The following is a 17,571-nucleotide window of genomic DNA, read 5'->3' as shown; positions in this document are numbered from 1 at the left end:
TTCCTCCCGGAGGCGGACTTCGAGCGGTCGGACTTGGCGCGGAGTCGAGCGGACATCGAGGTCGGCGCGGACGCGCCGTCCGCAGCGGACATCCTGTCCGAGATCGTCGGCGTCGATCGATTGGTCGTTGTGATGCGCCGAGGGCATCCACTCGCGGCCGACACGGTCACGCTTGAGCAGTTCGCCGCGATCGACCATGTCTCCGTGTCCCGCCGCGGTCGGCTCTCCGGCGCCATCGACGACCTCCTCGCGACGCAGGGGTTGCACCGTCGCGTGATCGCTGCAATGCCGGCCGCCGCGGCCGCGCTCGCTGTGGTGGCGGGGAGCGACGCGGTGGCCGTGGTGGCCGACCGGACGTCCGCTCTGGTGCGGGCCGATCTTGCGCTCGTGAGCCGACCGCTGCCGTTCGAGACGCCGGGGATTCCCGCGGTGATGAGCTGGCATCGTCGCGACGATTCCGATCTCGCTCACCGGTGGCTACGGGACCGGATCGCCGCGACGCTGAGGACTGCCTTGCGGCCGGAGGTGCAGCCGGGTTCGGCGGTCAGTTAGGTGTTCCATCGAATACGCGCAGTGATGCAGACGAACGGAGGCCCTGGCAGGGTAAGAGGGCTGCGGAGCGCGGTCCGGTTTCGGCGGGGGACTGATCGGTTCATTTGTCGCGCACCTTCTCGTGGAGCGAGTTCCCGAGTTGAAGCTCACGATCGTGCCGCCGGACCTGTTGTTCTCGTGGGCTCTGACGCCTCGCGCGGCTTTGGCAATGTGTAAATAGTTCGACCTCGCAGGTGCTGCGCCCAAGGGCGTCGACTCGTGCAGTGCTCCGTCACCGTCCTGGAACGTGAAGCCGCTCGCATCCGCCGCGCAGTGTGTGAAGAACGAATTACGATCACGCCTCACAACGTCGTCGACGCGCTGGGCTCGAAGGCCGCTCGGGTGGCGACACTACCTGCGCCGATCTCCTCGTCCACTCTCGGAAGGGGGCGCTGTCACCTTCAGTCGCACCCCCGCGCCGGACTTCACCAACGTGGTCAAAGGAACTTAGGGGCGCCGCGACCTTCACAGGCGCCCGTTCGGCGACCACTGCCCGCGGACGCCGTATCTCTAGCGACCCGCGTGGTTGGTGGAGCTCGGTCTTGCTCGAGGGTCAGCAGCGAATGCGCCGCTTGGATGAGCGCAACAAGGCGATCGCTGGGCTCGCCCCGTCCGACCAACATCCGTCGAGCGTCTCGACAAACGGCACCGACGATCGCGATTCCGACGGGACACCGCAGAGCAAGTTGCGTGTGGAAGGCCGTCGGCGGCGCGCTCGACGAGAGACACCTGCTAGGTCAGTCGCGGACCGGCCGATGCTCGACCGCGATCCGTGGCAGGACTTCAGACCGACGGCGACCTGCCTCTGAAAATCCCGCTTCGCGTGCCCGAGGGACGGGCCCGCGAGGCTTGCGAAGGACGACTAATCGTATAATATCAGCAGCCGAGGCACCGCTGCCTGACCTGGAGGAGTGTTCGATGACTGCGAGGAAGAAGTCCATCGCGACCGCGGCCGTGCTGGCTGCCGGTGTGCTCGTGATGACCGGATGTTCCGGAGACACCGGGAGTGCAGTGCAGTCGGGTCCCGTGACGATCGAGTACCTGGGCTGGGTCGTCGGCCTCAAGGGCTCCGTTGCGATCTGGAACAAGGAGAACCCGGACATCCAGGTGAAGCTGACCACGACGTCCGGGTCCGACACGGCGAATCCGAAGATCCGGGCGGGCGTGCAGGCCGGCAACGCTCCCTGCCTGGCACAGATGGCCTATTACTCGATTCCGAGCTTCGTCGCCGACGACCTGCTCGAGCCCGTGACCAAGGATGCCGCCGCCTACAAGGGCGAGTATCTTCCGTGGACGTGGGCGTCCACTTCCCCCGGCGGACAGACCTACGGCATTCCGCAGGACACTGGCCCGATGGTCATGTATTACAACCAGAAGGAGTTCGACAAGTACGGAATCGACGTGCCGACGACCTGGGACGAGTACGCAACTGCGGCCAAGAAGGTCCACGACGCCGACAAGTCCGTCTCGTTCGGCTTCTTCGGCACCGACGACGTCGGTAACTACGCGGGCCTCGTCTCGCAGGCCGGCGGCCGCTGGACGACGGTCGACGGAGACCAGTGGAAGGTAGGCATCGACAGCCCCGCTTCGAACAAGGTCGCGACCTACTGGCAGGACCTCATCACCTCCGGGGGGGTCCGGACGACACCGCGCTTCGATGCCGGCATCTACCCGCTGTTCGAGCAGGGCAAGATCCTCACGATGATCGGGGCATCGTGGAACTACTCCTCCTTGCCGGCCAACGTGCCGAGCCAGACGGGCCAGTGGCGGATTGCTCCGATGCCCAACTGGGGACAGCCGGCGAGTGGAAATTCCGGTGGCTCGGCGTCCGTCGTGGTGAAGGGCTGCAAGTACCCGGCTCAGGCGGTGAAGTTCGCCAACTGGCTGAACAGCTCGGAAGCGAGCCTGAACTTCCTTTCATCGCCGACGATCGGTGGGCTCTACCCGGCCGCGAGCAAGGCCCTGAAGTACGACGTGGTCAACACCGAGGTCGACTACTACGGTGGCCAGAACGTGTTCCAGGAGTTCGCCAAGTCCTCGGCCTTGGTCGACACGTCCTGGCAGTACGGACCGACGTACGAATCGACGGACACCGAGTTCGGCGATGGCTTCGCCGCCGTCGCAACGGGGTCGAAGACCCTGCCGGCCGTCGACGCGGAGGTGCAGGCAGCAACGCTGAGCGACATGAAGAAGCGCGGTATCTCAGCGTCCGCGGAGTGACCTCCGTCTGACCCGGCTCGACGCCAGAGAACAGGAGTCCACCGATGTCGTTGGCCGTGGAGAAGTCTGCAGCGGCTGGACGGGCAGCGCGCCCGTCCAGCCGCCGCGGCGGTGTAAAGGGGTCTCACAGGCGCGCTGCCGTGTGGCTGATCGGCCCGTTCGTCGTGCTGTATCTGTTCGTGTACGCGGCGCCGATCGGATATTCGGTCGTGCAGAGCATGTTCTCCCGCCGAAACGTCACGTCGCTCGGCTTCGGCGGCATCCAGACCGTGTTCGTTGGATTCGGGAACTACGCAGCGGTGCTCACCGATCCCGAGTTCTGGGCATCAATGGGCCGAATCGCGCTGCTCGGCTTCGTCCAGGTTCCCATCATGCTGGCACTCGCCGTCGCACTCGCCCTACTGATCGACTCGAAGGTCGGTCGCGGCTCGCGGGTCTTCCGACTGGTGTTCTTCCTCCCGTATGCGGTGCCCGGCGTCATCGCGGGAATCCTGTGGTCGTTCCTCTACGGCCCGACCCTGAGCCCGATCGTCAAGGGCTTCGCGGAATTCGGTGTCTCAGTCGACTTCCTCGGGCGTGACACCGTGCTTTGGGCGATCGCGAACATCATCACGTGGACGTTTGCGGGCTACAACATGCTGATCGCGCTGTCGGCGCTGCAGGCGGTTCCCGCCGAGCTGTACGAGGCGGCCCGCATCGACGGCGCGAACGAGTGGCAGATCGCGATGCAGATCAAACTTCCGCATCTGCGGCCCGCGCTCGTGCTGTCCGGGACGCTCTCGATCATCGGCACGATCCAGATCTTCACCGAGCCGCAGACCCTCGCGATCGTCTCGCCGTTCATCACCAGCAAGTACGTTCCGACCATGGCTGCACTCAATGCCGCGTTCGGGGCCAACAACTTCGGCCTCGCGGCGGCGACCAGTGTCGTGATCGCGGTCATCGCCGGCATCCTGTCCGTCGTCTACTACCGGATCACCTCGGTGAAGGCATGAGCACGGGAAGCGTCGTAGAGGACCAGGTCACGTCGTCCGGGCCGGCGGGACGGACGGTCAAGGAGCCGCGGGCCGCGGGCGGCAACCCGTTCGCCACAATCGGCACGACGGTGATCCTGGCGGTCGCAGGAATCTACTTCGTCCTGCCGATCTGGTGGCTGTTCGTCTCGTCGACGAAGTCGGCGGGCGACCTCTTCTCGACGAACGGGTTCGGCTTCGCCGGATGGAACCTGTTCTCCAACATCGGCCATGTGCTGGCGAAGGACAACGGCGCCTTCGCCGGCTGGATGGTGAACTCGCTGATCTACTCCGGCGCTGGTGGTCTGGTCGCGACCCTTCTGGGCGCTGCCAGCGGGTATGCGATCGCCAAATTCGAGTTCCGCGGGAAACCCCTGGTATTCGCGTCGATCATCGCGGGGGTCCTGATCCCCGGTGCCCTGCTGACCATTCCGCTCTACCTGATGTTCTCCGCCATCGGGCTGATCAACACCTACTGGTCCGTCCTGATCCCGTCGGTGGTCAGCCCGTTCGCGGTCTATCTGTCCCGCATCTACGCGGAGGCGTCCATCCCCGACGAGGTGATCGAAGCGGCGCGTGTCGACGGCGCCGGCGAGCTCAGGATCTTCTTCACCATCTCGCTGCGGATAATGAGTCCCGCACTGGTGACGGTATTTTTGTTCAGCTTCGTCGGTATCTGGAACAACTTCTTCCTGCCGCTGGTCATGCTGAAGGACTCCTCGCTCTTCCCCGTGACCGTCGGGCTCTTCAACTGGTTCAGCGCCGACAACGAGGTGCCGTACGAGGACGTCATCACCGGGTCGCTGCTGTCGGTCCTGCCCCTGATTGTCGCCTTTGTCGCCTTACAGCGGTTCTGGCGAGCTGGACTGACGGCCGGAGCGGTTAAAGCCTGAGGTTGAGGTAGGTCTCAAACAGGCAGGGCAAGAGCAGCCCGGTTCGGAGCAGGCGCAGCCGGTCCAACTCGTGGCCGAAGAGTCAGGCGCTGGCCGGGTGCGCCCTCAGCCGCACCCACCAGGTCAGCGGCCGTCCCGGCCGGAGCGTCGCGACCCGTCCCGACCGCACGGCGGTCGCGAGGGAGTCGAAGTAGCCCGTACTCGGTTCGATCGCGATCACGGGCTCCCGGCTGTAGGCGCTGTGGTCGAACCAGACGCCCAGGTACGGGCAGTGGTCGGACCATTCCATCGTCAGGACCGGGCCGTCGCCGCGCACCAGCCGCGCGCCCCGCACGGTCTGCGCGGGATCGACGTACCACTTCCGCGTTCCACCGGGCGGCACCGAGTCGATGCGGCCGAGCGCCGACGACCACGTCCGGATCGGAAGTTCGTGGTGCTGGACATCGACGATCGATCGCGCTTGCGGCAACAGCTCCACCCGGGTGCCCGGCGGCGCCGCGAATTGCGGGTGGGCGGCCCAGAGGAACGGGATGGACTCGCCGGTCGTCTCCGCCCGGTAGGAGAGCACGAGCCCGCTGGGAGCAGGCGCGATGGTGCGGGCGAACCGGAAGCCGAGGGAGGTGCCCGTCGCGATGGTCGTGTCGCCCCTCGTGTCGAACGGCACGTCCCACAGCTCGCCGTGGTCGGGGATAGCTGCGTCGTCGACCGTGCACGCGACGATGCTGGGAGCGCACTCGTCCCAACCCGCCATCTCCGCGGCTACGAAAGCCGTCCCCGGCGCGTGGATCGAGGTCCGGTCCGCCTGCGCCAGCCACTCGACGCCGGCGGCGTCTACCAGCGAGACGATCTTGGCACCGCGCACAGGGTCGACCGTCGCGGTCAGGCCCTCGCCCCGGACGACGAGCGTCATCTCCGGGCGGCGGCGATCGTCTCGAGCAGCGCGTGTGCCGCGCCGGTGGGATCCGCCGCCCGGGTGAGCGCACCGCCGATGCCGACGGCCGCGGCTCCCGCGCCAATCCACTCGGGCGCCGTGTCGATCGTCACCCCGCCGGTCGGTACCGTCTGCAGCGCGGGCAGCGCCGTGAGCACCTCCCTCAGCGCGACCGGCGACCAGAGCGACGCCGGGAACAGCTTCACGAAGGTAGAGCCCCAATCCACCGCCTGCAGCGCTTCGGTCGGCGTCGCGACTCCGGGCAGCGCCTCCAAGCCGGCGTCGAGCGTCGCCTTCAGGACCCGCTCCCGCAGCACCGGGGAGACGACGAAGCGTGCTCCCGCCCGGGCGGCGGCCTGCACCTCCTCGGCCGTCACGGCGGTCCCGACGCCGATGAGCACGCCGTCGGGTGCGCTGGCGGCGGCGGTCCGGATGACGTCGATGGCGTTCGGGGTCACGAGCGAGACCTCCACCACCCGCAGGCCGGCGTCGATCAGCGTGGCGACATCCCGAGCGGCGGACTCCGCGTCCGCCGCTCGCACGATCGCGACAATTCCCTGCTCTCGGACTGCCTCCGACACGGCGCTCATCGCGCACCACCCATCTCGTCACGGAACGGAAGTCCTTCGATGTCGCCGGCGGTGGCGACGACGCGCGCTGCGACCGCCGACCCGAGATCGAGCATCTTGGCGACGGTCGCGCCCTCGAGCAGGCCGGTGATCACTCCGCCGGCGAACGCATCGCCGGCGCCGACCGTGTCGACCACGCTGGTCGCCTGGGACGGCGCCGAATACGATCCCGCGGTATCGATGGCACGGGCGCCGTCGGCGCCGAACTTGGTGATCACGAGCCGGCAGCCCTGCCCGAGCAGCGCGGCCGGCGCTTCGGCGGGCGAGGTGCCGCTGAGCAGGGCGAGCTCCGCCGGGTCGCCGACGGCGACGTCGACGAGGCCGCGAATGGTGGACAGGGCGCGCGCGAACGCGTCGGGACCCGCGATCCGCGGTCGCAGATTGGGGTCGCAGACCACGACCGCGCCGGCGGCCCTCGCCAGGTCCACCGTGCGCCGGACCGCCGCAGCCGCGCTCGGCGAGCGGACCGCGGTGATCCCAGTCACGAACACCGCGGCGATGTCCGGCGACCAGGCCGCGTCCACCTGATCCGGCCCGAGCTCCGTCGCCGCGCTGTCGGTGCGCAGATGCACCGCGGCCGTGGGACCGCCGGTGGCCGGCTCCCGGACTAGCGTGCCCGTCGGCCGGTCGCTGCGGCCCACGCGCGCGTCGACGCCCCAGCCGGTGAGCGCGCGGTCGACGGCGTCGCCGAGACCGTCGTGACCCACGACGGTGACGAATCGGGCCGGGTGCCCGAGCCGCAGCACCGCTGCTGCGACATTCAGCTCGGATCCGGCCACCGTCCGCCGGTACGCCGTCGCGGTCGCCAGCGACGCCCCATTGCTCGGGATGAAGACCGCGAGCGCCTCACCGAGCGTGAAGAACCGTCCGGCCCCGGTCACGCCGTCCTCCGCGGGCGGTCCGTGCCGGGTCGACCGGTCCGAGGCCGTGAAGAGGAGGCGCGACCGAGTACATCCACCGAGTCGGCCATCATGTCGCCCCACTCCTCTCGCCGACCACCGCGTCGGGCCGGCCGCGCACCGACCTCCTGGCCGCGCGCGATAAATAGTATTATCTGCCGGGCAGGACGAAGCGCACTACCGACCGGAGGACGACCCGTGACGACGATCGATGCGGACCGCTGGCTCGAGATCGACCTTTACTGGTTCGACAACGTCGACCTCGCCGGGTCGGTCATGGGGTTCTGGAATCGCTTCGCCCCGCTGATCCACGGCGTGGACGGGTGGCGGGGCGTCATCGTCAACTCGGGATGGCTGGCGGACCAGGTGCTCGACTGGCGCGGCGACCTCGACGAGCCCATCCCCTTCCCGTCGGGGCTCGGCAAGGACAAGTTCTTCCCGGACAACTCGCCGCTACTCGGCACGGAGGAGCAGCGGAGAGCGGGCTGGCATGCACGGTTCGACGAGCGGGGCGAACGCAACACCGACGGGTACCAGCGGTGGACCTACCGCCAGCTCGGTGAACTCGCCGAGCTGCTGCGGCGGGTCGCCGCGGACGCTTTTGGGATCGAGGGGGTACGGATCGGCACGTTCGTGATCGGCTGGGACAGCATCTACGCCTGTGAGCCGTCCGCATGGTCGAAGCGGCATCCTGAGGCGTTCTTCAAGGGGTCGTGGGTGGATCGGTTATTCAACGTGATCGCCCGGCTCGACGCCGACCCGATCGCCACCGCGGCCTTCCCTGACGGGATCGAGCAGGGCCTGCCGATCTCGCGCTTCTTCGGCCAGCAGTGGGGCCACCTCTCGAAGTCAGTCGGCCTCGACGCGATCGTGCTGCGCGACTCGATGATCGGGCAGGGCATCTACGAGCGGCTCGGGCCCTGGGGCGCGAAGGCGCCGGCCGATCCCGCCCTGGTGGCCGAGTGGGGCGACGCGACCGCAGCGCTCGTGCGCGAGACCAAGCTGGCGGCTCCGGAGGCGCTGGTCATCGGCTACTCGAACGCCGCGAGCGCCGTGGCGGACTGGCGGGTCAACTGCGTGGACCTCGAGTCGATCGCGCACGAGGGGTACCTCGACGCGTGGATCGACCAGACCTGGGCCGGCGCCTGGAACGAGGTCGGGCAGCGCGAGGACCTGTTCTGGAACCTGCCGCTGCAGGGGTGGACGAACCAGCTCGGCTTCGTGCTGCTGCGTGCGGCGGCGCTGGCCGGATCGCCGGTTCGGCACTACGTGCTCACCGAGACCTTCGACGCCTGGGAGTCGTGGGACATCATCCACACGGCGCCCGAGCGCCTGCGGTGGGGGATCTGGGCGTATCTGCACGCCTTCATCAAAACGCCGGACGGCCTCACGGCTCCGCGCGGGACGTACATCTCCTGGCTGAATCAGGGGAACCGGCTGCTGACCGAGGGCGACGTCGCGTTCCTCGCGGAGAGCATCAACGCGGCCACGGCCGACGCGCGCGACACGACCGAGGTGTTCGGGCCGACCGCCGTCTACTCGCGTGCGGCGATGGAGTGGCAGACCGCGAACGCTCCGGAGGCCGACATCAAAGAGTGGATCGACGAGCAGATCGGGTTCCTCGCCAAGTTCGGCGTGCCCGTCTCCTCCGTCACCCGCGCCGAGCACCTGAGCTCGGTCGACAGTGATTACTTGATCGTGCAGACCCCCAACCATCTGCCAGAGGCGCAGATCGAGCGGATCCTGGAGCGGATCGACGCCGGCCTGCCGACGATGGTGACCGGTAACCCCGGTGGCGGGTTCGATCCGCGGATCGCCGCGGCCGTGGGGCTCTCCGGGGACGGCGACAGGGCCGGCGAGAGGAAGACGACCGCGGCCCGCGGCGCGATCGTGGGCGACGACATCCCCGCGGAGTTCGCGACCGTCCACCCGTCCTCGATCAACCACGCCGCCGACCACGTCGACGTGCTCTACTCGGTCGACGGATCGCCCGCGCTGGTGCGGAGCGGGTCGGTGGCCGCATGGGATCCGGCGGACGTGCAGCACCGCGTCATCGTCTACTCGGGCCAGTGGGACTTCGGCAGCCACAACCCGGATCAGTCCGTGCGCGATCTGATGGGGTCGGCGTATCCCTTCCTGATCCCGGCCCGCGAGATCAACCGTGTGCTCGCGGAGCACGCGGCGGTGTCGGTCGCGGACGTCGCGGCCGACTCGCCCGTGGCAGTGGCCGCCTGGCGCACCTCGGCGGGCGTCCGCGTGCTCGTCGGCGAGGTGGAGGAAGGCTTCCGCACCACGACCGACGGCACCTGGCCGGTCACTGTGCGCGTGCCGCACCTCTCGGCCACCGTGCAGACGGACCTCACCTACGGGCAGTCGCGGCTCTTCACGGTCACGGCCGAGGGAGTCGCTGCGAGCTGGGGCTGACCCGAGCGGCTGGTCTCGTCCTGCGCTGGTTCAGGCGGCGCCATGGCGCCGAAGCTGGCGGACGCACGCGGTCACGAAGGAAGCCGGCCCGCCAGCGGTCAGCAGACCGGCTGCGAGCACCTGCGGGGGCGCTCCAGAGGGTACGAGCAGCAGGAGGCCGGCCCGGGTGAGGGCTGCAACGACGGGGACGACGAGCACAAGCGCGACGAACGCGGCCAGTCGCGGTCGCGGCGGCACCGAAGTCGCGCCGCTCCGGTCGGCTGCCGAAGCTGCCACCGCGACGGCGAGGAGCGGCAGCAGCACGAGCGGCGACGGAGGGGACCGCGGGCACGACGACCGCGAAGAACCACCCGACGCTGAGGACGCCGCACGCGATCGGCGTGGCGCGACGGGTACTGGGCGGGGCGACGGCCAGGACGAGATGTGCCGCGGCGACCGTGTGTGCCTGTCGTAGCGAGTCCTACGCAGGCCGCAGTCAATCCGCCAGCCGGCCCCCAAGCCGCGCGAGGATCGGCTGTCCTGCATCGGCGATGTACATCTCTGCCTCGCGACCCCGACACGGGCGTGTGCGGTTCGCAGTCTTGGTGCCGTCGGTCAAGGCGTTGTGCCCGCCGAAACGGAGTCGTACCGTCGCCGGATGGTGAGTGGCACGGAGAACGCGACGCTGTCCTTCGACGACCTCGGTACCGAATGCGACTCCGCGCGCGGTTGCTCGATTTGAGCTGCCGAAGGGACGGGAAGGGCCTGGGGAGCGCTGATCACGACGGCCAGGATGGTGTTCGGCGTGCTGATCGGGCTGAGCATGGCGTAGCGCATGACCTCCAGCCGGCGATACTGGGTGTTCAGCCGTACGAGGGGGGATCAGGACTCCGGCGACACGGCCGACGTGATGCACCCTTCCGCGGTGAGTTTTTTGCATTACAGCCAGCAGCGCTTCCCTTGATGACCGGCTGCTGGCTCACCTTCAGGTCGTTCTGACCTTGACGTCGCGCGCGCAGAGACGTTCTTCCCTAACTGGACCTCTGACACGCAGGCCGGGCCCGGTCGGCACGCGCTGTGGATGGCCCCTGGGGTGTCTGTGCACATCGAATACTCGGGGAACCGAATGCCGACCATCAATCGCGATCAGGTTGAGACGTTGACCGCCGCGGCGGACTCCTCGCTCGCCCTCATCGTCACGAAGGAGGACGACGTACCGCGCGAATAAGGGGGCGGTGCCCGGACACAGGACGAGCCGCGCCTGAATACTTTGGGAGATGTCAATCAGCGGCGAAGCGCAGCGGTCCTGACCTCCTTTTCCCCTGCGGAGTTCTCCTCCTGCAGCATCGACCTCGACCTCGACCTAGAGCGCTCGTGTGCCGGCGATCCTGCCTCATCGCCGCCAGACGTGGGGGACACCCGCCACGTCTGCCCGATGGAGGGCGATCGGGCTGCGTCCGGTCTCGGAGTGTCCGCTCTCGCGTTCGCATCGGTGCCCGTCCCGGCTCACGGATTCGCAACGACGACCGCGGTAGCGGGACCGCTCGACGTCGATCGCTCGGTCGCGCTCTCGGGACTCCGCTCCTGCGGTGAATCGAGGTGCGGTCGGCGTACGAGGCGCGGCGCCGGTCCGATCGTGATCTCGTGACTGCGGGTGCGATCGGCCCTGTGGTTCCGCGTCGGGTGTGCCGGAGAAACGCGATGCAGCCGGGCTCATGAGCTTGCCGCGGTTGCGCCGGTCACGCCGTCTGGTCCGGGGGTGCCGGGGGTGCCGTATCGGGCTTCGGCTCGGGCGAAGTCTGCCCCGGGGTCAGCGTCCGGGGCTGGGGTGGAGACCGGTGCCTCGAAGCCACGGATGCGCTGGAGGGTGGCGCTGGGTGCCTCGCCGTACTCGTTGCGGTAGTGGGTCGAGAAGCGGCCGCTATTCGCGTAGCCGAAGCGACGGGCGATGTCGGCGATCGTCGTGCCGACCTTGGCCTCCTCGACGAGGGCGGCGCGAGCGGCTTCGAGCCGGAGCTGGCGGAGGTGCAGCAGTGGTGGAACACCGAGCGTGCGGACGAATGCCATCTGCAGACCTCGCACGGACACGGCTGCCGCCTCTGCCACCTCGGGGATGGTGATTGGTTCGGTGAGCCGAGCGCGCATCTCGGCGATCGCGCGGCGGATCACGGTGGTGTCGCGGTCGGCGGCGTCCTCGGACCGGTTCGTGAGTTCGAAGGTCTCGATGATCACCGCGGCGAACAGGTCGATCGTGCCCGCTCGGATGAGGTCGCGGTCGTACACCGCAGGTGTGCCGAACGCAGCCGAGGTCAAGGTGTGCGCGATGCGGCGGAGGTACTCCGCCAGCTCCGGCGCGCAGGGGGCGATGCGCGGTGCGTGGAGTCGCACGGCGGTGCGCGGGACGCCGAGTAGCCGCGCGAGCGGCGCGGCCGGGACCGCGAGGAACTGCAGCCGTGCGGAGGACCAGCGCAGCTCGGCGTCGGCGCTGATCGGAATAAGGCCGAGGCCCTGCGGGCCGAGCCGGGCCTTCATGCCGCCGGTCGACAGCACGACCTCGCCGGCCTGCACCAGGGCGACGAGCAGTTCGGACGCACCGGAGATGTGCACCCGGACGTTGTCGCCGCGGGAGTGGATGCTCGTGACGGTGATGCCGTCGTCGACAAGGGAGACCTGCTCCCAGGTGAAGGCGTCCCCGCGTGCCGACACTTGGGCCGTGCCGATGATGGAGCGCATCGCTCCGGTAGCCGCGACGGGGTCGCCGGCGCTGTACTGCAGGCGCAGCAGTGACTCCACCGTTGATCAGCGGGGTTCGAGGGTGTGCTCGAAGTCGGTGAGGCGTTCGAGGCCGCGGTCTGTGACTTCGAACATCCACTCCAGCCGGACTCCACCGGTCCCGGGCTCGTAGACGCCCGGCTCGAGCAGGATGACCATCCCAGTCTCCAGAGGCGTGTCCTCGCCCGGGATGATGCGGGGGAACTCGTGGACGGAGGTGCCGATCCCGTGTCCGGTGTGGTGACCGTACTCGAAACCCTCCGCGGCGATGGTGGAGCGCACCACGCGGTCGATCTCGTTCACCGGCACGCCGGGCTTCGCGGCGTCGATGCCTGCGTGCAGCGCTGAAGAGGCGAGCGCGTGCAGGCGAGCGAAGCGATTCGTGGCGCGCCCGACGAGGAAGGTGCCGCAGGAGTCCGACCAGTACCCCGCGACGCGAGGCGCGAGGTCGGCCACGATCATGTCGTCCGCCTCGATCCGCCGGCTGGTCGCCCAGCCGCCGACCCCGCTCGTGCGCTCGACACCTGAGAGTAGATCGCCGGCGAAGGCGACGCGCTCACCGGCGGCGGACTCGACCGCGCCGCGGATGTTGCCGAACAACTCCAGTTCCGACATGCCGGGCTCGGCGGAGGCGACCGCGGTGTGCTGGGCGAGCGCAGCCAGCGCTGCGCTCCTCCGCAGTGCAGCGAGCTGCGCGGGGGATTTGATCATTTTCGCCCGGGCGAACTCGGCGGTGCCGTCGATCGCGGCGATCCCGCGGGCGCGCAGCAATTCGCCCACGGACCACGGCAGCGAGGCGGCCTCGACGGCGACCCGGTCGCGTATCCCCGTCGCTTCGATGACGGAGGAGACGGCGGCCGCATAGTGGGCGAGGTACGGCTCCGGCCTGTCGGCGGAGAAGCCGACGTACTCGGTGACCCGGTCGGCGTCGGCCACCGCGGCCGCCGCGGACTCCAGGTTCGACACCACGAGGTGGAGCGTCCCGTCGGGTCCGACGATCGCCACGGTCGGGCCTCCGGCGAACGGGGAGCTGCCCGTCTCGATCGGGACGATGTGGCCCGAGGCGGCAGCGACGCTCTCCGCGCCGCTCAGGATGGACCAGCCGGCGTCGAGTCGAGCGGCCGCCGCGGCGATGCGGCGCGAGGTAAGTGACGACACGGTGACTCCTTCCTCGGTTGAACGGTTCTCAGCGAGCGGGTGCCGAACCGAAATCTGGCACGTTCAGCCTGGCCCCTCCGGCCAGCGCGGACTGGTGCGCGATCAGGCCGGGCACGGTGTAGCGCGCTGCCGTCCACGCGTTGAGTACCGGGACCCGACCGCTGGTGCAGGCCGTCACGTAGTCGTTCACCAGGAACTGATGCGAGCCCTCGTGGCCGTTGTGGCGTCCATCGAATTCGGCGGGGAGCACGGAGCGCTCGTGATCGTGCACCGGGGCGAACCCGCTTCGGAACGTGGCCAGGAGCGCCTCTGCAACGTCCGTCTGGCGGAGTGCGTCGTTCCCCGCCCCGGATCGGCTGGCAGCGCCCGAGCTCGTCGTGATCTCGTCGAAGACGCTCCGGAAGCCGTTCAGGTCCTGCCACACGGCGGAGCCGGTCTGCTGCTCGAAGCTGCCTTTCGTGCCGAACAGGCTCATCCGCACCTCCGGGCGCTGGTTCGGTACGCCGATGCGGCGGAACTCATTGATGCGCATCGAGCCGCCGTCTGCCGTCGTGAACAGCGCCGATTCGTTGCTGAACGTGTTGCGCCAGCGCGAGACCTTCGCGTCGAACACGCCGTCGTTCTCGCGGTCGACGAAGCCGACGCAGGAGACGGAGGTCGCGTAGGACTCCGTGACCGCCAGCACGCACGCGAGCGAGTGGGTGGGGTAGTGCATCGGCGGCACGCTCGCGGTGGACTTCCAGTCTGCGCCGCCGCTGTACTTGAACGCGTCGTAGAAGCCATGCGACATGTCGTGGATGTACTCGCCTTCGCCGAAGACGAAGTCGCCGAATCCGCCCCGGCGCCACTGGTCGCGGCAGAAGACGACCGACGGGTAGTAGTAGCTCGTCTCACCCGTCACGTAGGTGAGGCCGGTGGACGCGACGAGGGAGAGGATCTGCTCGATCTCGTCGACCGACACGCCCATCGGGACCGCGGAGTAGACGTGCTTGCCCTGCTCGAGTGCGGCGATCGTCATAGGGCCGTGCAGCCAGCGCTGCGTGAAGATCGCGACCGCGTCGACGTCGGACTCCAGTAACTCGTCGTAGTCCGTGAACCCGCGCTCGATGCCGAAGTCGCGCTTGATCCGGTCGACTCGGTCCGGCAGCACGTCGCACGCGACCACCTCCGACACCCCGGGGTGGGCTTGGTACAGCTCGATGAACTGCGGGGAGAACTGTCCCAGCCCGACGATGCCGACCTTGATCTGGGCCATGGTGCCAACCTTCCTTCGGACGGCCCGGGTCTGCGGAGCCGTGACGACATTAGTGTGATAATTGGCGACGGACGAAGGAGAACCGCTGTGGCTGGACACACTGACGGCGAGGTGCGGCTCGAGCGCATCGGACGCGTCGCCCACCTGATCATCGACCGGCCCGCGAAGCTCAACGCGATGACCGTGGCGATGGATCACCAGATGAACGACCTGGTGTTCGAGATCAACAACGACAAGGCGATCCGCTCGGTGCTGCTTTCCGGCGCCGGAGACCGCGCGTTCTGCGCCGGCAGCGACATCACCGACCTCGACGAGTACGGGGACAACTGGAGCTACCGCAACCGCTTCGACGCCCGCGGCGACTACGCCCGCGCCGTCTGGCTGCTGCGCAAGCCGGTGGTGGCCGCGGTGCACGGGTACTGCATCGGAGGTGGGCTGGAGATGGCCGCGGCATCCGACATCCGGGTCGGCAGCCCCGACGCCGCGTTCGGCGCCGGCGAGATCAACTGGGGCTGGCACGGGGGCTCCGGCCAGACCCAGCTGCTGACGCACCTGCTGGGGCCCGGGTGGGCGTCTCGTCTGCTCCTGACCGGTGAGCGCATCGACGGCACCGAGGCGTACCGGATCGGCCTGCTGCAGCACCTGGTGCCGCGCGACGGGCTGATCGAGCACGCCCTCGCGCTGGCGACCACCATCTCGGAACGCGCGCCGATCGCGGCGGAGCGCGTGAAGCACATGGTCCGGGTCGCCCAGAACGTGCCGCTGGAGACCGGCCTACTGGTCGAGAACGACTCGTTCTCCTACCTGATGATGACGCAGGACGCCGCCGAGGGGCGGGCCGCCTTCGCTGAACGCCGAGCGCCGCGATTCGAGGGTCGATGAGCGCGGCGTCGGCAGACCGCGCCGAAGCCGTCGCCTGGGGGACCGAGCAGTACATCGCGGCGGACGATGCGACGAGCGCTCTCGCGCAGACGCGCCGCGCCGGTCCGGCGACGCCGCACGACGACACGACCCAGCTTGCGGCATCGGTCGCGGACGCGCTGATCGACCTGGGGTTCAAGACCTGGGACTTCGGCGACTCGGTCGCGTTCGAGGCGCTCATCGCCGCTTCGGATGCGCTCGGCGACGAGCGATGGGTACGCTTCGCGCACGGGTACGGGCGCGCGTGGACCACCCGGTCGAAGCCATTCGCGCGACTGGACTGCACCGTTCCCGGCCGGGCGCTGGTCGGCATCGCGACCCGCTTCGGCGATCGGCAGCTGCTGTCGACGCTGCAGGAGCTCGCGGACTACCTGATGTCCCGGCCCACCCTGCACGGGCTCTACGAGACGTGGGAGCGGTCGCCGCTGCTCGCGCCCTACACCGGGGAGCCGCTCGACCCGCACGCGCAGTCGCTGCTGGACGACCCGCCCGCCGGTGTCTTCGTCGATTGCCTGCATTTCGACCCTCCCTTCCTGACGGCGCTCGGCGTCGCGCTGGGGGAGGAGCGGTACCTGGACGCCGGCATCCTGCAGGCGCTCGGCTACATCCGGCACCTGCAGCAGCCCGACGGCCTGTTCGACCACTTCGTCCTCCGGGGCGAACCCGGCAGCTTCGGACCCGGGTGGGGGCGTGGCCAGGGCTGGGCGATCCTCGGGCTGCTCGAGGTGCTGGAGAGCATCGATGCGGCGGACCGCGACGGCGATGCTGCGTCCCGCCGCGTCATCGCCGCCTCCGCCCACGATCTGCTTCACCGCATGGTCGGGCTGCAGCGACCGGACGGCCACTGGTTCGCCGTCGTGACCGATCCCGGTTCCGGCGACGAGTACTCGACGGCCGGCTTCGTGGCGTCCGCGATCACTGAGGCGGTCCGCCTCGGCGTCGTGGACGGCGCGTCGACGCTGCGAAGCCGCGATGCCGCACGCCGGGCGATCCTGCACTCCCTCGACGACCGCGGGCAGCTTCGGGAGGTCTCGGCCGCGGTGTACGCCTCTACCGAGCCCGGCCACTACGGCAAGGTGCCCCGCGGCTACGTCGTGCCGTGGGGACAGGGACCCGCGCTGCTGGCGCTGGTCGCCGACGGGCCGTCAGCATGACGGGGCGCCCCGTCTTCATCACAGGGGCGGGCAGCGGCATCGGCGCTGCCACCGCAGCCGCATTCGCCGCGGCCGGTCACGACGTTATCGCCACGGACATCGACGCAACGGCCGTGGCCGCCGTGGCCGCGGGCATCGCCGCTGCGGGCGGTACCGCGACCGCGCATCGCCTCGACGTGGCCGATCCGGGCGCCTGGGAGGCGCTCGCCGGCGAGCTGCGCGAGGCAGGACGTTCGCCCGCGGTCGTCGTCAACAACGCCTACACCCTCGTCGATGCGCCGGCGCATGAGCAGACAGAGGCCGACTGGAACCGCCAGCTGTCGGTCACGCTGTCGTCGGTCTACCGGTCGGTTCGAGCATTCCACTCCGGTCTCGAGTCCACCGGAGGCAGCGTGGTGAACGTCGGCAGCGTGCACGCCCTGGTCGCCTGGCCGGACCGGCCCGCCTACGCCGCGGCCAAGGGCGGCGTCGTCGCGCTCACCCGACAGCTCTCGATCGACTATGCGCCCCGGGTCCGCGTCAACTGCGTCCTGCCCGGTTCGATCCTGACCCGGGTGTGGGACGGGGTCGACGACGCCGGACGCACCGCTGCGGCGCGCCAGGCGTCGCTCGGGCGGCTAGGCCGGCCTGACGAGGTCGCCTCGGTGATCCTCTTCCTGGCTGGCGACGGCGCCTCGTACATCACCGGCACCACCGTCGTCGTCGACGGCGGCCAGACGACGTCGGTCATCG

14 protein-coding genes are annotated in these 17,571 nt (G+C 69.2%); 8 read left to right on the top strand and 6 right to left on the bottom strand.

All coding sequences use genetic code 11. The annotated features are described in order from the left end of the window. From ACFE60_RS10855 to ACFE60_RS10840, 4 genes are all read left to right on the top strand, one after another. Positions 1-552: LysR substrate-binding domain-containing protein (locus tag ACFE60_RS10855; RefSeq protein ID WP_375388875.1), on the top strand; the 552-nt coding region annotated here is incomplete at its 5' end. 957 nt (positions 553-1,509) lie between these two features. Then, positions 1,510-2,811: an ABC transporter substrate-binding protein gene (locus ACFE60_RS10850; RefSeq protein ID WP_375388874.1), complete on the top strand. Its 1,302-nt coding sequence runs from the start codon at positions 1,510-1,512 to the stop codon at positions 2,809-2,811. Between the two features lie 140 nt (positions 2,812-2,951). Next, positions 2,952-3,806: a carbohydrate ABC transporter permease gene (locus tag ACFE60_RS10845; protein ID WP_375388873.1), complete on the top strand. Its 855-nt coding sequence runs from the start codon at positions 2,952-2,954 to the stop codon at positions 3,804-3,806. Then, positions 3,803-4,717 (top strand): carbohydrate ABC transporter permease, encoded by a 915-nt coding sequence (locus ACFE60_RS10840; protein ID WP_375388872.1) that lies wholly within the window; start codon positions 3,803-3,805, stop codon positions 4,715-4,717. The genes ACFE60_RS10845 and ACFE60_RS10840 overlap by 4 nt, the downstream gene beginning before the upstream one ends. A gap of 82 nt (positions 4,718-4,799) precedes the next feature. Here ACFE60_RS10840 and ACFE60_RS10835 read toward each other — a convergent pair whose 3' ends face one another. Genes ACFE60_RS10835 through ACFE60_RS10825 form a run of 3 tightly spaced genes read right to left on the bottom strand, consistent with a single transcriptional unit; the run spans position 4,800 to position 7,158 of the window. Further along, entirely contained in the window at positions 4,800-5,627 is an 828-nt protein-coding gene (locus ACFE60_RS10835) for a hypothetical protein (RefSeq protein ID WP_375388871.1), read from the bottom strand. Then, positions 5,624-6,238 (bottom strand): bifunctional 4-hydroxy-2-oxoglutarate aldolase/2-dehydro-3-deoxy-phosphogluconate aldolase, encoded by a 615-nt coding sequence (locus tag ACFE60_RS10830; RefSeq protein ID WP_375388870.1) that lies wholly within the window; start codon positions 6,236-6,238, stop codon positions 5,624-5,626. The genes ACFE60_RS10835 and ACFE60_RS10830 overlap by 4 nt, the downstream gene beginning before the upstream one ends. Continuing rightward, a complete protein-coding gene (locus tag ACFE60_RS10825) occupies positions 6,235-7,158 on the bottom strand; it encodes a sugar kinase (RefSeq protein WP_375388869.1) in 924 nt (307 codons plus the stop codon). Before ACFE60_RS10825 ends, ACFE60_RS10830 begins: the two co-directional genes overlap by 4 nt. 216 nt (positions 7,159-7,374) lie before the next feature. Here ACFE60_RS10825 and ACFE60_RS10820 point away from each other — a divergent pair, with 216 nt between their 5' ends. Then, entirely contained in the window at positions 7,375-9,600 is a 2,226-nt protein-coding gene (locus ACFE60_RS10820; protein WP_375388868.1) for a hypothetical protein, read from the top strand. A 1,692-nt stretch (positions 9,601-11,292) separates the two neighbouring features. Here ACFE60_RS10820 and ACFE60_RS10815 read toward each other — a convergent pair. From ACFE60_RS10815 to ACFE60_RS10805, 3 genes are read right to left on the bottom strand one after another with little or no spacing between them, the layout of a single operon-like run. Next, positions 11,293-12,372: a helix-turn-helix domain-containing protein gene (locus ACFE60_RS10815; protein ID WP_375388867.1), complete on the bottom strand. Its 1,080-nt coding sequence runs from the start codon at positions 12,370-12,372 to the stop codon at positions 11,293-11,295. Between the two features lie 6 nt (positions 12,373-12,378). Next, positions 12,379-13,509, bottom strand: coding sequence for a M24 family metallopeptidase (locus ACFE60_RS10810; RefSeq protein WP_375388866.1), 1,131 nt, complete (start codon positions 13,507-13,509; stop codon positions 12,379-12,381). Positions 13,510-13,537: 28 nt separating this feature from the next. Next, a complete protein-coding gene (locus ACFE60_RS10805; RefSeq protein WP_375388865.1) occupies positions 13,538-14,764 on the bottom strand; it encodes a Gfo/Idh/MocA family protein in 1,227 nt (408 codons plus the stop codon). A gap of 87 nt (positions 14,765-14,851) precedes the next feature. Between ACFE60_RS10805 and ACFE60_RS10800 the strand changes: the two genes are divergently transcribed. The 3 genes from ACFE60_RS10800 to ACFE60_RS10790 all read left to right on the top strand — a co-directional run. Continuing rightward, positions 14,852-15,646 (top strand): enoyl-CoA hydratase/isomerase family protein, encoded by a 795-nt coding sequence (locus tag ACFE60_RS10800; RefSeq protein WP_375388864.1) that lies wholly within the window; start codon positions 14,852-14,854, stop codon positions 15,644-15,646. Further along, entirely contained in the window at positions 15,643-16,839 is a 1,197-nt protein-coding gene (locus tag ACFE60_RS10795) for a glycoside hydrolase family 88 protein (protein ID WP_375388863.1), read from the top strand. Before ACFE60_RS10800 ends, ACFE60_RS10795 begins: the two co-directional genes overlap by 4 nt. Next, positions 16,836-17,571, top strand: a 736-nt coding sequence (locus ACFE60_RS10790) for an SDR family NAD(P)-dependent oxidoreductase (RefSeq protein ID WP_375388862.1), incomplete at its 3' end; no start/stop codon positions are given. The genes ACFE60_RS10795 and ACFE60_RS10790, both read left to right, overlap by 4 nt.

Source organism: uncultured Amnibacterium sp., assembly GCF_964245895.1.
Lineage (GTDB): Bacteria > Actinomycetota > Actinomycetes > Actinomycetales > Microbacteriaceae > Amnibacterium.
Note: the sequence above shows the minus strand (reverse complement) of the source record. Positions and strands in the feature narration are given on the sequence as shown.

Coding starts and splice junctions, on each gene's coding strand:
- ACFE60_RS10850 (WP_375388874.1), top strand. CDS start 1,510: ATGACTGCGAGGAAGAAGTCCATCGCGACCGCGGCCGTGCTGGCTGCC.
- ACFE60_RS10840 (WP_375388872.1), top strand. CDS start 3,803: ATGAGCACGGGAAGCGTCGTAGAGGACCAGGTCACGTCGTCCGGGCCG.
- ACFE60_RS10835 (WP_375388871.1), bottom strand. CDS start 5,627: ATGACGCTCGTCGTCCGGGGCGAGGGCCTGACCGCGACGGTCGACCCT.
- ACFE60_RS10830 (WP_375388870.1), bottom strand. CDS start 6,238: ATGAGCGCCGTGTCGGAGGCAGTCCGAGAGCAGGGAATTGTCGCGATC.
- ACFE60_RS10805 (WP_375388865.1), bottom strand. CDS start 14,764: ATGGCCCAGATCAAGGTCGGCATCGTCGGGCTGGGACAGTTCTCCCCG.
- ACFE60_RS10795 (WP_375388863.1), top strand. CDS start 15,643: ATGAGCGCGGCGTCGGCAGACCGCGCCGAAGCCGTCGCCTGGGGGACC.